The organism is Chryseobacterium sp. GW821-FHT04C04 (assembly GCF_059420365.1).
Window position 1 is genome coordinate 433,890 of sequence record NZ_JBWKTO010000005.1, and the last position, 15,211, is coordinate 449,100.

Here is a 15,211-nt window from a genome sequence, read left to right on the forward strand (position 1 = left end):
AACTCATTGTACGCAAATACGAAGAGAGAGTACCAGAAGGTGCTCTCTTTTTTTATGCTTTATCCTATATTTTTATCTATTTTTATCTAAAACTATAATTTATGAAACCATTAAAAGCACTTTCAGACCTTTTGCCAATACCCAGTTATACAGTTATTATTCTATGTTTTTTCTTTCCGTTTTTCCTGATAAAATGTGGAGATACCACTCTAATGTCTGTCAAAGGAACTGATCTTGTAACGGGAGTTTCCAAAAAAGCCATCAATGAGCGAATGAAGGAAAGCCTCAAAAAAAGTTCACCTTTTGGTGCTGCATTCGGAAATGATAAAGCAGAAGCAGATACCTCTTCAGGCACAGATATTGAATATTCACCTCTGAACGAACCTAAGGATAAAAAAGACAATCAAAACATCTCTCCTAACCCACTTATCATCATTGCATTGCTGACTGCCATTGCAGGAATTGCCGTTCAGGTGATGAAGAATATCAGAAAGAAATATCTTTATCATATCATTCTCTCTATGATAGGGCTCGCCTCTTTACTTGTTTTTTACCTGACGTTTCAATCCAAGATGGAAGGATTTGGAAATAATAAAATGGCGATGGGATTCGGAAGTGATATTTCGATCAGCTATGGTTTCGGGACTGCATTTTATCTATGTGCCGTTTTATATCTTTTCGTTCTTTTATTCTATGGAGTATTTTCTTACTTTTTAAAAAATAATCCACAAGCCATTTATGGCTCTACAAAACAAAATACAGAATCTTAAAACTGTGTTCCAGATAAAAAAAAGAGTGTTTTTCCAAACACTCTTTTTTATTTTATTTCTTAATGAATTTTAGTCGGGTCACCTTTTCTCTGTCTTTCAGCTGGATAAAATAAACGCCTTTTGAAAGGTGATGAAGGCTCACTTTATGATCTGAAACTTTACCTTCTTCTGTCTTTTGTCCCACAGCATTATAAATTTCAAAATTGGCTGATTCTGAAATGCCTGAGATATTTAAAATATCCGATGCCGGATTAGGATAAATTTCAGGCTGTACAGATTTTGCTAATTCTTCAACACCTAGTGTAAGATTTATAATATCTACCCCATAATCTTCAACCTCGCCATAGGTGAATGTTCCACAAGCATCTGTAGGTATAGTTTGACTTGAAATCACACGCATTACAGTACCACACGTTGTCAGTGCTGCAAAACTTGGAATATTAAATACAGACACAGCCGGAGCTGCCTGAGTAACATTATTAGCAACCATTACTCTTTCATTGGCTTCAAAAATACCGTTAGCATTAAGGTCTATCCATGCAGTAACTGCTATTGTGCCAGGCGTTCCTGTCCAGGTATTGCTTACCGAAAGTTTATTGCCCACACTTCCTACAAGAAATTTTATTCTACGATTTACATCGCTTCTGTAATCCGTATAGTTGGAAGAGCCCGAATTGCTTATCATGGGCATTCCTACCCCTGAAGAAGTTACTGTAACATTGGAAATATGCATCATACTTGTATCTGTGGAAGCACTTGCGCAGTAATTGACAACTGTTGTAAAAAATATAGGATTGGACCATGTTCCCGTTATCGTGTTACATCTTTTTGCGACTTGTACTTCATACACCGTACAAGGCTGCAGATTCGTAATAGTAAAGGAGTTTTGGCCCGATACAGCAGTCACTGCCATCCAGGTAGTCGTTCCAGGTATTCTGTATCTGATGGTATTATCCGGAGTATTGGGATCTGCAGTCCAGGTAACCGTTGCGGAAGTAAGAGTAATGTTTGATACCAGAACATCCGCTGGGGCATTTGTATCACAATAGAATAAAGATTTTGATCCTTCTTCTATTTTGTTTTCTGCCTGAAAGCTGGAAATTCCCAAAATAAAAGAGAATACATAAAGTAGTTTTTTGGTCATGTTTATTAGTTTTAAAATTCCCTTGAAAAATAAGGAGTTTTCCGGAATATACTTTACATTTACTTCAAATATTATTGTATTTTTCCAATACATTTGAAATTAAAAATATAAAAGATACATTTCATTGGCATCTCATTTTTATTGTTACTATTATGATCAAAAACTTTTCTATTCTCTGGATTTTTTATAAAAAGATAGTACTTCCCACCCTGCTGTTTTCATTGCTCATTTCTTTTTTGCTTCCCTTCGGGTTTGAAACGTTTGGATTAAGTTTTCTTTTAATTTTACCAGTCCTTCATTACTTTATGTATGAATTAAGGTTTAAAAACGAATATTACTTCTACGCCAATGTAGGACTTTCAAGAATCTTTCTTTGGGGCGGAACTGTTTCATTGAGTCTGATTGTAAAAATTATAACCTTATTCTTATGAGTAAACTTCATATTGACAGTGTAACAAAATCCTTCAATGAGAGAAAAATTTTGCAGGACATTTATATTGGATGTGAAACGGGTCAAATTACAGGGCTATTGGGTAGAAACGGAAGCGGAAAATCAACCTTATTAAAAATCATTTTCGGCGTTATCAGCAGTGATACTCAGTTTATCAGATGTGATGACAAAGTTTTAAAAAATAGATCAGACCGGAAAAACAGGATTTCCTATTTACCGCAGAACCTCTTTCTCCCTAAATACGAAACCGTTAAAAGACTGATTCCTCTTTTCTGTAATAAAGAAAACACAGACCTCTTATTTTCCTCAGAACTCATATATCCATTTCTTCATGAAAAGCCTAAAAACCTTTCCAAAGGTGAGCAAAGACTTATTGAAACTTTGATGATCATTCATTCTGAAGCTGATTTTGCTTTACTGGACGAACCATTTCACAGTCTTTCTCCAAAAGTTTGCGAAAAATTAAAGAAAACCATTCGCCAACAATCAAACGATAAAGGTTTTATCATTTCTGACCATAATTATCAGGATGTTCTGGATATTTCAGACTCAATATATCTGCTTTCTGACGGCCATCTGAAACAAATACAAGATTTTAAAGAACTGCAGCGGTATAATTATCTCCCGAAAAGCATTTAATTTATATATTTGGGGGATCAAAAAATTTTCATGATGACTTTCATAAACAAAGCATTCTATGTATCCGCTTTCAGTATTTTTTCTTTAGCCTTTGTAAAAGGACAGAATAAGGTTCCTTTCGGAGTTGTAAAAGCTGAAGAGGGATATGCCAATGTACGGGTTCATAAAGACAATTACCGAAAAATTGTAGACAAGATCCGTATGCGTAAAGGTGATGTATTCGTTTATGTAAAGCCTGCTCCCGGAGAGACAGAATGGATCTGGATCAAATATCCTGAAAAACAGGATGATGACAAACCGTTTGTACGTTATGAAACTCTTGATAAAGAAGGAATGGTCAATAAAGAACGTATTGCTTATATCGATCAGCTTCCGGCGTATACTCCTTCAAAATCTAAAAACGGAAGATCACTTATTTTCACAGACAATTCTGATCCGAAAATTCCTACTGCCCAAAGAAGCAAGGTTGTGATTGATGTTTATCCTTCCAACGCCGGCTACCGTAAAAAGGAAAAAGATGCAGAAGGAAAACTTCTTACCATCGATAAAGTAAAGCCCTGGGGAATTGGAAACGACCTTCCTGAAGGAATGACCGAGATCAAATCGATCAGAGTACAGCAGCCCGGAAGAGGTTCTGTCTTTGTAAGAGAAGCGATCAAAAACATGTTCCAGCCTACCATGGATTTTGAGAATATTGGAGTAACCTCTCTTGACAGCGACAATATTTTCCTATACATGATAAATGGTTCAGGAGAGAACAGATATACCACTCTCTGGACGATCAAGAAAGGTAGAGTAATCAGCCAGATTATTTACCATAATCCGGAATAAATTCATTATTTTTGCACTCGAAAAGTTTTACACTTATTCATCACAGAAATTGGTTCTGCATCACTGCAGATTAAAAGGGAACCGTGTGAAAATCACGGACTGTCGCGCAACTGTAAGTAACTGAAATCTTTATCAAGGATCCACTGTGCGAGGCATGGGAAGGAGATAAAGATGTTACGAGTCAGGAGACCTGCCTTTTTCTTAAACATGTAACTTTCGCGATTTGAAGTTGTATTGATCTGATGGATTGTTTCAGGAATTCTATAAGTTCCTGTCATTGTTCTGTTATTTTAATATCATTTTATTTCGCTTTAATTAATAATGATATATGACTACAGAAGAAAGAATTGAAGCATCCGAAACCAGAATCTTTAAAGCGGTTTTCCCTAACACAACCAATCATTATGATACCCTTTTTGGAGGTACAGCGATGCAGCTGATGGACGAAGTAGCTTTTATTACCGCAACCCGATTTGCAAGAAAAAGAGTGGTAACAGTGAGCAGTGACAAGATCGATTTCAAGAAACCTATTCCTGCCGGAACGATTGTTGAGTTGATCGGAAAAGTGTCATACGTAGGAAAAACCAGTATGAAAGTAAACGTTGAGATCTACACCGAGCAAATGTATTCCTATGAAAGAGAAAAAGCCATTGTAGGTGATTTCACTTTTGTAGCGATAGACGAATTCAAGAAACCAATCCAAATACTATAAATAAAAAGCTTCGGGCGGCCTTTGGCCGCCCGAAGCTTTTTATATTCTTATCAAAGTTATTTTACCACTTTTTCTGTTTCCAGACTTCTATTCAGCAGCAGTTCAAAAGCCTCTCCCATTTCATCTGAAGCTCTTGTGATTGCATTTTCAAGTATATTCCTGATTTGCTTTTCTGTTACTCCGGCTTCTGTCCAGCTCTTTCCTGAAGTATGGGAATTCAAGATAAATGGCATGATTCTATCTATTCCACACGCAAAAACAGCATCCGGTGTTTTCTCTTCTTCAAACTCAAGCCACAAATTAAAGAATTCCGAACGTAAAGGTTCATCCAGAATTCCGAAGATCTTTTGAGCAGATGCTTTCTCTCTTTCAAACTTTCCTACCATTGCTTTTTCATCAAAAATAAAAGTGTCTCCGGCTTCTATTTCCACCAGATCATGAATGGATAGCATTCTTATCACCCTTAACAAATCTATATCGGTACGGTTTTTCGCATATGGATAAAGTATCTGAGCCAGAATGATAATCTGCCAGGAGTGTTCCGCTGTATTTTCTCTTCGGGAATCGTCTGCATTATAATTCCTTCTCTGTACATTTTTCAAAGCATCCACTGCCAGGATAAAATCGATTTCTTTCTGAATTTTCATCTTACTTCTTATTTTCTATTATATTGATCTGCAGGATATACCTTTGTTTTGGTATTCCATTTATTATTGATCTTTTCTTTCGTTATTACTTTTACCCGATCTTCATTGGTTGTATCTTCTTCCTTTTCAAAGACCATATCCAGTCCTTTATTCGGAATTACGACATATTCCATCGTAAAAATTTTGCAGCATCCTGACTTTCCATAGGCGATGAGGCGTTTGCGCTTGGCATCAACATCAAAAATATCAAGGGAATTGGAAGCAAGATCCGTAAGCTCTTTACTCTTCACAAATGCCATTCTGGTACTATTGAACACATATACATCGTATGAAGCAGCGCTATAGTTCCCCATATTTCCGTTCCTTATGGCAATGTCTTCTGTTCCGTCAAAATTAAAATCATCTATAATCACAGAATTTTGCGGCTTCGTTAACTGAATCATTTTCCCCGGGGTCAGCTTCTGGCTTTCTTCTATTTCCAGAACAAGGTCATCGGAAACAAAAGTCTGCACCTTACTGTTTCTGTTATCAAACAGCTCCACAGTCCCCTTCCCACTGCATCGGCTGTCATAACAATTTTCTACCTTGATGATAGCACTATAGTTTTTTGACGCATTTTTTACTTCAAACTGATATTGCCCGAAACATAAAGGACCCAATACAAGAAAAGCCGATAAGTTCTTATACTTATTTAAAATATTCATGGTAATAGTAATTTGGATTTAAGTGTTTTCTATTGCTAACAAAAATACGAATCATAATACCGATCTCAAAATATCAATCTCATTATCTCTCAGAATTTGTAACAGCTTTATTCCTTCAAATAAAAGGATATCTGTTGATAAGAAGCTATTTCCCGCTATCCGCTCATACTCCTCGCCCCAAGCCTAAAACCCAACCCGCTGTGGGGTAACCGCTGCTATCAGGGCTATGATATGAGTAATAAGTAATCGGTCATGAGTAATAATTAATGAATCATGATTTCTTTCCCTGCATTTCTTTCAATTTCTTTAAAATTGAGAGATTTTTACCCATTTTTCACTCAAATTTATTCTCATAAAAATCTCCATAAAAAATTATAAAATTGATTATCAGTTATTTATATTTTTTATTTTAAAAATTTCACTACTTTGTATTGCATATTACCATTTAATTTACATATCTTTGTAATGTAAAATTAGAATAGGCTCAACTAGCTAGGGGCATTTTTCTAAAAATATAACTAATTAACAAAACTTATCAAAGATGAATACCGAAAATACCAAAGCGCAAATGCGAAAAGGGATTCTGGAATTCTGTATTCTAAGTCTCATCAATAATAGAGAAATGTATGTTTCCGATCTTATCGATGAACTGAAAAAAGGAAAACTGGATGTAGTGGAAGGGACCCTCTACCCTCTTCTTACAAGACTTAAAAACGGAGAGTTTCTCTCTTACAGATGGGAAGAATCTACAGGAGGACCACCCAGAAAATATTATCAGATCACAGAAAAAGGGAAACTCTTTCTGGATGAACTTCAAAACACATGGAATGAGCTGACAGCCTCAGTAAACCAAATCACCCAACAAAATTAAAAAACAAAGCTATGAACAAGACACTCTCAATAGGACTCGCAGGTTTTTCTTTTACCATAGAAGAACACGCATATATAAAGCTCAGCGACTACCTGAATGCTCTGAGAAGCTCACTGGACGCTTCTGAGGCTGATGAGGTAATGCATGACATAGAAATAAGAATGGTGGAGATTTTCAAAGATTCTCTGGGAAAACGTGAAGTAATCAACGATACCGACGTAGAAAAGGTAATCGCACAGATCGGAAGCCCTGAAAAAATTGAAGAACAGGAAGAGGCTTATTTTTCTGAAAAAACATCTACAAGAAATACCAATTCAGGAACTTATTATTCCGATAAAAAACAACTGTTCCGTGACCCGGAAAAACAAAAAGTAGCCGGAGTTTGTGCAGGTTTAGCTCAGTATGTAGGAATGGATATTACCGCAATGAGAGCAATCTGGCTGGGAATCTTTGTATTAGGAATTTTCACAGCAGCCATTTCATCTTCACTGATCGGTCTTTTATATGTAATCCTTTGGATCGTACTTCCAAAAGCTGAAACAGCAGCAGATTTCCTGAAAATGCAGGGAAAGCCTATGAACTTCGACAATCTTAAGAATGAGTCTAATAAATTGGTGCAGTTTGCCAATGAATCTACTCAGAGGGTCGGAGAAATATACAACGAAAACAAACCTTACATCAACAACGCAGGAAGCGGGATCTGGAATGTATTCAAATACATTGTAGGAGGGTTCTTCGTATTGATGGCTGTAGGAAGCATTATCGGAGTATTCGTATTATTCGGTCTTTTCGGAATGGATACAGACTTTCCTGGTGCTAATGAAATCAGATTCTACATGGATGATCAGGGACTTGATAAAGTACTGGCAGCCATGATGGTCATCGGAAGTTTAATTCCTGCTATTCTTTTCAGTTTATTAAGCATCAAGATATTCTCTCCAAAAACAAAACTGAGAAATATCGGATGGGTAATAGGAGGTTTATTTCTTCTTCTGATCGGACTAGGAACTTACTTTGGACTAAGCATGGCTAAAAAGAATATGATCTACAAAGGAAATAAGGAAGATGTAGAAAATGTTGCCATCAACACGACTTCAGATACCCTGTATGTGGATGTAAAGCAAATCAACATTCCTCAGAATTTCAAAGCTTATAACAATGACATTTATTCTGATAAAAGATCTGTGTATGAAGAAGATTATATTTCAGTAGATGTAACCAGAAAACCGGATATCAAAACCCCTTATCTGATCATCAAAAAGGAAGGAAATGGTTATAATTTCCCTATCCAGCTGACCGTTCCTGTAGAAGTTGTAAACAATAAAGTATTACTTCCAAACTATGTAAAATATCCATATGAACACAGATTCAGAGACTACAGCGTAAATTATGAGCTTGTAGTTCCGCAAAAAACCATTGTTATCTCAATGAAGAAGAACGAGATCAATATGGATGGAGACTTAGACGGAGACGGTATGAATGACAACGAGCAAGACAGAGATGAAGACCACAACGGTGTCAGAATTGAAAAAAATAAAATCACGGTAAACGGTTCAAGTATCGAATACAACTCTGATGATCAGGACAGCATCATCGTAAACGGTAAGAAGGTTCCGAACAACCAGGCAAAGAAAGTAATTGATTCTGCAGTGTCCAATATCAAGAAAATAAACAAAGATGTGGACATCAAAATCAAAGACGGAAAAAACGAAATTTCCATACAAACTAAATAATTAACTTCAGAGAGTGGTAGAAGGTGTGGGTGGATGGCAACCGTTTGAAATTCACACCCTTCTTCTCTCAGAAAAGTGAAAATAAAGCAATATTTAGTTCTTTATGTAAAAAAAAAGTTTTAATTTCGTACTGTTAAAATTTAATAACCAATCAACCAAAAACACAGCCTTATCATGATACAATTTGCAATGGAATTCGTAATGAAAATCGTAGATTTAATTAGCGGTTTGTTTTAAGAGCGATAATATTTCAATATATTTGTAAAGTATAACCAAAATTTGGTTATACTTTTTTGTTTTTAATCCAAGAAATCTATGAAAAAGCTAATAGGTAAAGCAATGTTAAAAATATTAGGTTGGAAGGTCGTTTTACAAGGCGATGTCAACAACCTGAACAGATGCATCCTTGTGGTAGCACCACATACTCATAATATGGAATACATTTTAGGGAATTTCGCCTATTGGTCTTTAGAGAAACCTTTAAAAATTATCATAAAAGATGCCCATACCAAAGCCTGGTACGGAAGTATCGTAAAAGGTCTTGGCGGTATTGGTATAGACAGAACCCAGAAAAATGATCTGGTGAATTTTGTCGCCAACCAGTTTTCTAAGGAAGATTTCAGTCTTGTTATTACCCCGGAAGGAACTAGAAGCTGGGTTCCGAAATGGAGAAAAGGATTTTATCATATGGCCCTCGCTGCAAAAGTTCCTATTGTACTGGCAGCAGGTGATTTCAAAAGGAACATTGTTTACCTTGGCTATACTATTCCTTACGAAAGAATAGCTTCCGTTCCTTTTTCAGAAATTATGAAGGAAATTCAGGACTATTATATAAAAAATGACATTGTCCCTAAAGTTCCCGAAAACTGGAATCCTAATATCATGGGAACCGGAACCGAATAGAAGCTAGAAGCTAGAAGCTAGAAGCTAGAAGCTAGAAGCTAGAAGCTAGAAGCAAAATTAATCATCATTTATCAATTATAAAAAATGAAAGGTCAGACAAAAGAAGAAATATTAGCATTCATCAATAACTGGGGAGATGTAACACTTGCCAAAACCCTTGAAATACAATTCATCGATATTGATCTTGAAAATGAAACCCTTACCGCCACGATGCCTGTTCTTCCAAGAACACATCAGCCGTTTGGAATTATGCACGGAGGAGCAAGTTGTGTTTTGGCTGAAACCTTAGGGTCAAGCCTGTCTAATATCTTTATTGACGGCGAAAAATATTACGGAGTAGGAACCAATATCAATTCCAATCATCTAAGAAGCAAAAAAGATGGTATTGTAACGGCTACCGCGCGTTTTATCAGAAAAGGAAAATCCATGCACGTTTCAGAAATTGAAATCCGGGACGAAAAAGGTGTTTTGATCAATCATACAACAATGACGAATAATATTATTCATAAATAGGTTGGAAAAAACATAAAAATAATAGGCTCAATTTTTTTGAGCTTTTTTTATATAATTACTGCAACCTTTTTATTTTTTTGCATCCTATAAGAAACTAATAACCATGAAAATTCAAATCTTAACTTTTTTAGCTGTACTGCTATTCTGTGTTTCCTGCAATAATGAAGATCGGGAGCTGGTAGAAAAAACAGCTTCCTATGAAGTTTATGTGGGCGGTGTAGATGAATTTAAAGCCTGCTATTGGAAAAATGGACAGCAAACTTTTGTACAGGGAGGAGAAAACCTGATGGGTATTCAAATTACTGTAGACAATAATGATGTTTACCTCTTGGGAACTAATATTCAGAAAATAAATCAGGAATATGAATTATATTTCTGGAAAAACGGAGTAAAACATAATGTTGCCCAATATTTAAATATAACACCCGGAAGTAATTATTTCATTTTTGAACAAATGATAGTACATAATGGAGATATTTATTTTGCAGGATCAATAACCAATCCTACCCCTACTTCTTCACAGGATATTTACCAATATTGTTATTGGAAAAATGGAGTAAAAACTGTTTTAGAATCATATGGAACAAATAGTCCGATTATGATGGGTGGTGGCATAAAAATTTTCAATAATGATGTGTATGTAGCTGTACGCAAAAATTTTACTTATTCCACAACTCCGACATGGGATTTAGGCTATTATAAAAATGGGACATACCATCTTCTTACCAATACCAATAGTTTTTTACCCTATAGTTTTATCAATGACCCTTCCAATTCATCCCAGTTTTATATGCTGATAAGAAATGCAGAGAACTCCGAAGATATCTCCTTTGTTAAAAATATAACCTCAGGCAGTGATATTCAGGTTCCTGCCAATATTATCCAAAGTGGTATAAAGAAAATATATTTCGAAAACTCTGATAAATACTTTGTAGGGAAAGATTTTTATTACAAAAATAATACGCTCGTTCAGATGAATCATCCAAACGGATTCAATATTATTAGCCAGTTTGCAGTAAAGGATCAGAACATCTATATTTCAAAACTTAATATTGATCAGAAAGCAGTAAAGTTCTACATTAATGATGTGGAAACATTGAGCCTTCCAAATATAATGAGAGGTTGTTTCAACTCTATTTTTGTTGTCAAAAATTAAAAATTTGATGATAAAGACCAATGACTGGCAAAAAATCTACAGTGCATACTCCCCAAAACTTCTGGGGATTTGCCGTAGGTATATACAGGATATTTCAACCGCAGAAGATATTCTTCAGGACAGTTTTATCACAGCAATCCAGAACATCCATCAACTGAAGGATAAAACATTACTTTTTGCCTGGCTCAAAAAAATTGTTATCAACAATGCATTACAATACCTACGGAAAGCCAGTAAAAACGTTTTTATAACAACAGAACCTTCAGAAATACCTGAAGCATCATTTGCTATGAACGACAACAACGAAGAAAAAAGCCATGTTCTTGCCTATGATTTTACGCGGGAAGAACTTCTGTCCTCTATAGACAGTCTTCCTTCCCATCATAAGTCAGTATTTAATTTATACTTTATTGAGAATTATTCTCATGCTGAAATTGCAAACCAATTGGGAATTTCTGTGAATACTTCAAAATCTCATCTTTCAAGAGCAAAAAAAACAGTGCAGAACTACTTGCTCAATAAAGTTGTAAATCCGGACACTCCGAAAAATAAAAATAAAGTTACCCAACTGCTTATTTTCCTTGGCTTTGCAGGTTTATTATGGGCACAGTCTTTCAGAAGTAAATTCTCAGATTTCACAATAACACCTTCTAAAACATTACAAATCCCGGAATCTATTATTCCTCAACGCTCTGGCATTTCATTAAATGCTCAGTTTAGCCGCAAAAACGGTGCTGTGATAGGAGGAGGAGTTATTCTGTTCTTCATTCTCATAAGTTCTGTTTTTATGTTCCGCCCGCAAAGCAGTAGCTTTTTCAGAAACAGCATCTCTACTGAAAGTAGAGAAACAATAGAGAATAAGAAAGAAAATAATGATCATACCAATTCCTATTCAGCTACCAAATCCGCTCAAAACGAAAGGAACACAAGAGAAGGAAAAACATTCTTTGAAAAGAAAGAGATCCCTGAAGAAAAAACGAGCAGCATAAAACCAAAAAAACAGTATCTCTCAATAAAAGACAGTATGTCAGGAGATCCTGCTCCTCAAAAGGTTATTGTAGTAAAGAAAATAATTCAGAGAGATACCATATACATTGAAAGATAAATTATTGCCCATTATGTTGTTTAGAAAATTAGTTTTTATTGTATTCCTTGCCACTCTACATGTATTCAGTGCACAAAGAAAAAAAACAGATACACTGTATGTATACGAAAAGGTAATTGTTTATGATACAATCTATCTGGAAAAAGCTATAAAAGTAAAGCCCATTGGACTTTCTGTAAACCTTTCAAAAATCCAGGATATGGAAATCAATAAAATCGGTTTTTTTATAGATAAAGTCAAAGGAGAAACAGTAAATGCACCCAAGAAGTTTCAGTTTGGGGGAGAAATCGGAACCGGCCTGAAAAAAGGAGCATGGGTAAACAATTTTTCCAAAAACAAGTACCAATCAGGGTTCTATGCTGGTTTCTGGGCTTCAAAATCTGTTTATAAAAGATTTTCTTTAATGCTATCCACCCATCTTTACCATTGGAATTCCACTTTTGATCTGAACGCTAATAAAGAAGATACATGGCTGAACGGGTTTTATTTTTCACAGGATCAGCAGCCCCTGCTCTTCCAGAAATTCAACAACAAGCATTTTGAATATGATGTACAATTAAAATTACTTTATGAATGGAATAATATCCGTCCATTTATAGGATTTCTTGCCAATAAAAACAATTACAAAATGCAGTTTTTAGTCCCTGAAGATAAAGTACTAAGCAAACTGGATGATTTTAAATCCACTCAGATTAATTTTGGCTTTTCTTTGGGGCTTCAGTATCTGTTTCTCAAAAGATTCATGTTGTCCTTAGAATATCAAGAATACAAAATGAAGAATATAAGACTAAAAAACAATGATTTTAATTTTGACATTTTTAAGACTAATAATACCTTTGCAGAAAGGAAAATCAACTTTGGAATTTCCTATATTATTTCCGGTAGTTAATTTTCAAAATCCCTTCATAACTCATGATTTATTTCAAACTTCCTTTCGACGAAAGACTATTGTCTGCGGATGAAAAAAACATAAAAAATGCGGTCGAATTTCATTCTTATAATGGCTTAGATCATATTTACTTCAATGGAGATATTGTTGAAATTGATCCATCTGAATTTGATCGTACTTCGATCACAAACGAAACATTCATTATTGCCCCGACCGACAGTGTCGCCGAAACCAGGGAAGAATACTGTAAAACATTACAGGAAGTCATTGAAGTGATTAAAGAAAACAACCTCCCTAAGCTGGTTTATTCAAGAAGAAAAATTTTCACAGACTTTACGATCATTGATTGTAAAGAGAGTTTTAATAATGTATGTAAATCTTACCCGAATGCTTTCAGATACCTCTTCAATGACGGAGAAAACGCATGGATGGGAGCTTTCTCAGAAGTATTAGGAAAATTCAATAAAACAACCCATGAGTTTGAAACGATGGCGCTGGCAGGAACTCTTCCTGTGTTGGAAGAATGGTCTGAAAAAGAAATTGAAGAACAAAAACCGGTCACCAGTTATATTCAGGACATTCTAAAAAATTATTCTGATAAGGTACAGCAATCGGAAACCTATGACCATATTTCCGGAAATATTAAGCATTTAAGAACCGATTTTAAAACGACCATTCAACCAGAGGATCTTGACAGAATTATTCAGGACCTTCACCCTACTCCGGCAGTCTGCGGTATCCCTAAAGATTTTTGTAATGAAAACATCTGTAAATACGAGAAATTTCCCCGTGAGTTCTATGCGGGTTATAGTAAGGTCGAAACTGAAGAGAGTATTTTATATTTTGTGAATCTTCGTTGTGCCAGGCTTTATAAAGACGCTGTACATGTTTTTGTAGGAGGTGGAATAACAGCGCAAAGCAGCCCTGAAAAAGAATGGAAGGAAACGGAACTGAAGTCTGAGGCGATATTGAAAAATCTGGTTATTTCTTAGTGTCTGAGGATTTTCCCGCAGATTTTCACGGATGTTTGCCTAAATTTTTTTTGCTAAGTGCCCCCATGAATGATTTTAAAGCCATTCATAACACCTTTGTGAATTTTGCTTACTATATAGGTTTTGGCTGAAGCCATTAAAGTTTTACATTTTTTTGAACGAGCTAAAGCCCGCTCCTATTGAATATAAAAAACCAAATTGTATTTATAACAGCCTAATCTCTATTACCTAATCCCTATTACCTAATCTCTATTACCTTCCACCTAATAAAACAAAAACCTCCTTCAAAACGAAAGAGGTTCTATATCTATAATGAAATATTCAATTATTTCCTTACACCGATTCTGCTCCAGGTATCCATTACAAAAAGCAGGATAAGGCCTATTGCAGCAGCTCCAGCTGAGAATGCAAACCTAATGTTATCTTCATCTCCTAAGATATCTGTCGCTTGCCAGTTGATCGCATAAAGATTGATGGCGATGAATACAATAAATAGTACTAAAAATACTTTATAAAACTTCTTCATGACTCTTAAAAATTAATATAATTCTGCACCAACTGTGCAAAATTTGCGGTGAATAATTTAATTGAAATTGCCAAAAGGATAATTCCGAAAACTTTCTGGAGGATCATCAAAGTAGCATCCCCGATTTTGCTCTCCAACCATTTCGCTGATTTCAGCACCAAATATACGAAAATTGTGTTAAGAATAATTCCGAAGATAATATTAATATCATGGAATTCAGCTCTAAGAGACAATGCCGTCGTTAAAGTTCCGGCACCTGCTACTAGCGGAAATGCGATGGGTACAATAGATGCAGCCTTTGCTTCGGTTGTTTTATTAATTTCAATTCCTAAAATCATCTCCAGGGCTATGATAAAAATCACAAAAGCTCCGGCAATTGCAAAGGAATTTACATCCACCCCAATAAGTTTAAGGATCTTATTTCCTACGAAAAGGAAAACGATCATAATAGCACCTGCAGTGATTGATGCCTTCCCAGCTTCAATCTTTCCAAACTTCTGCTGAAGGCTTACGATAATAGGCACCGAACCGATAATATCGATCACGGCAAAAAGAACCATAAAGCTGGTAACGATCTCTTTAAAAGAAAAACCATCAAAAATTTCCATCTCTTTGTAATTAAAAA

The 15,211-nt window shown here is 35.4% G+C and carries 17 protein-coding genes and 1 riboswitch; of the genes, 12 read left to right on the forward strand and 5 right to left on the reverse strand.

Annotation, left to right across the window (positions count from 1 at the left end; all coding sequences use genetic code 11):
* Positions 1 to 101 precede the first annotated feature (101 nt).
* A complete protein-coding gene (locus AC07UM_RS18825; RefSeq protein WP_494681576.1) occupies positions 102 to 770 on the forward strand; it encodes a hypothetical protein in 669 nt (222 codons plus the stop codon).
* A gap of 52 nt (positions 771 to 822) precedes the next feature.
* Here the strand turns inward: AC07UM_RS18825 and AC07UM_RS18830 are convergent, their stop codons facing one another.
* Positions 823 to 1,914, reverse strand: coding sequence for a GEVED domain-containing protein (locus AC07UM_RS18830; protein ID WP_494681577.1), 1,092 nt, complete (start codon positions 1,912 to 1,914; stop codon positions 823 to 825).
* Positions 1,915 to 2,341: 427 nt separating this feature from the next.
* Here AC07UM_RS18830 and AC07UM_RS18835 point away from each other — a divergent pair, with 427 nt between their 5' ends.
* The 3 genes from AC07UM_RS18835 to AC07UM_RS18845 all read left to right on the forward strand — a co-directional run bounded on the left by AC07UM_RS18835 (position 2,342) and on the right by AC07UM_RS18845 (position 4,547).
* Positions 2,342 to 3,004 (forward strand): ATP-binding cassette domain-containing protein, encoded by a 663-nt coding sequence (locus AC07UM_RS18835; protein WP_494681578.1) that lies wholly within the window; start codon positions 2,342 to 2,344, stop codon positions 3,002 to 3,004.
* 30 nt (positions 3,005 to 3,034) lie between these two features.
* Complete coding sequence (locus AC07UM_RS18840; protein ID WP_494681579.1) at positions 3,035 to 3,835, forward strand: hypothetical protein; 801 nt, start codon at positions 3,035 to 3,037, stop codon at positions 3,833 to 3,835.
* A gap of 33 nt (positions 3,836 to 3,868) precedes the next feature.
* Positions 3,869 to 4,047: riboswitch (cobalamin riboswitch) on the forward strand.
* Between the two features lie 116 nt (positions 4,048 to 4,163).
* Positions 4,164 to 4,547: an acyl-CoA thioesterase gene (locus AC07UM_RS18845; RefSeq protein ID WP_002977578.1), complete on the forward strand. Its 384-nt coding sequence runs from the start codon at positions 4,164 to 4,166 to the stop codon at positions 4,545 to 4,547.
* 56 nt (positions 4,548 to 4,603) lie between these two features.
* On the opposite strand, the gene AC07UM_RS18850 is transcribed toward AC07UM_RS18845, so the two are convergent.
* Entirely contained in the window at positions 4,604 to 5,194 is a 591-nt protein-coding gene (locus AC07UM_RS18850; protein ID WP_494681580.1) for an HD domain-containing protein, read from the reverse strand.
* Between the two features lie 8 nt (positions 5,195 to 5,202).
* Positions 5,203 to 5,898, reverse strand: coding sequence for an XAC2610-related protein (locus AC07UM_RS18855; RefSeq protein ID WP_494681581.1), 696 nt, complete (start codon positions 5,896 to 5,898; stop codon positions 5,203 to 5,205).
* Between the two features lie 541 nt (positions 5,899 to 6,439).
* Here AC07UM_RS18855 and AC07UM_RS18860 point away from each other — a divergent pair.
* The 8 genes from AC07UM_RS18860 to AC07UM_RS18895 all read left to right on the forward strand — a co-directional run bounded on the left by AC07UM_RS18860 (position 6,440) and on the right by AC07UM_RS18895 (position 14,060).
* The gene (locus tag AC07UM_RS18860; protein ID WP_103234940.1) at positions 6,440 to 6,769 is read left to right on the forward strand and encodes a PadR family transcriptional regulator; all 330 of its coding nucleotides are present in this window, start codon (positions 6,440 to 6,442) and stop codon (positions 6,767 to 6,769) included.
* 11 nt (positions 6,770 to 6,780) lie between these two features.
* Positions 6,781 to 8,502, forward strand: coding sequence for a PspC domain-containing protein (locus tag AC07UM_RS18865; RefSeq protein WP_494681582.1), 1,722 nt, complete (start codon positions 6,781 to 6,783; stop codon positions 8,500 to 8,502).
* A gap of 315 nt (positions 8,503 to 8,817) precedes the next feature.
* Positions 8,818 to 9,405, forward strand: coding sequence for a 1-acyl-sn-glycerol-3-phosphate acyltransferase (locus AC07UM_RS18870; protein ID WP_494681583.1), 588 nt, complete (start codon positions 8,818 to 8,820; stop codon positions 9,403 to 9,405).
* Positions 9,406 to 9,489: 84 nt separating this feature from the next.
* Complete coding sequence (locus AC07UM_RS18875; RefSeq protein WP_494681584.1) at positions 9,490 to 9,918, forward strand: PaaI family thioesterase; 429 nt, start codon at positions 9,490 to 9,492, stop codon at positions 9,916 to 9,918.
* 103 nt (positions 9,919 to 10,021) lie between these two features.
* Entirely contained in the window at positions 10,022 to 11,074 is a 1,053-nt protein-coding gene (locus tag AC07UM_RS18880) for a hypothetical protein (protein ID WP_494681585.1), read from the forward strand.
* Positions 11,075 to 11,081: 7 nt separating this feature from the next.
* Positions 11,082 to 12,179: an RNA polymerase sigma factor gene (locus AC07UM_RS18885; RefSeq protein WP_494681586.1), complete on the forward strand. Its 1,098-nt coding sequence runs from the start codon at positions 11,082 to 11,084 to the stop codon at positions 12,177 to 12,179.
* A 13-nt stretch (positions 12,180 to 12,192) separates the two neighbouring features.
* Positions 12,193 to 13,068, forward strand: coding sequence for a hypothetical protein (locus AC07UM_RS18890; protein ID WP_494681587.1), 876 nt, complete (start codon positions 12,193 to 12,195; stop codon positions 13,066 to 13,068).
* Between the two features lie 23 nt (positions 13,069 to 13,091).
* Positions 13,092 to 14,060, forward strand: coding sequence for a chorismate-binding protein (locus AC07UM_RS18895; RefSeq protein ID WP_494681588.1), 969 nt, complete (start codon positions 13,092 to 13,094; stop codon positions 14,058 to 14,060).
* Positions 14,061 to 14,385: 325 nt separating this feature from the next.
* Here AC07UM_RS18895 and AC07UM_RS18900 read toward each other — a convergent pair whose 3' ends face one another.
* Complete coding sequence (locus tag AC07UM_RS18900) at positions 14,386 to 14,586, reverse strand: hypothetical protein (protein WP_494681589.1); 201 nt, start codon at positions 14,584 to 14,586, stop codon at positions 14,386 to 14,388.
* Positions 14,587 to 14,591: 5 nt separating this feature from the next.
* Positions 14,592 to 15,194: a MarC family protein gene (locus AC07UM_RS18905; RefSeq protein WP_124533986.1), complete on the reverse strand. Its 603-nt coding sequence runs from the start codon at positions 15,192 to 15,194 to the stop codon at positions 14,592 to 14,594.
* Positions 15,195 to 15,211 lie beyond the last annotated feature (17 nt).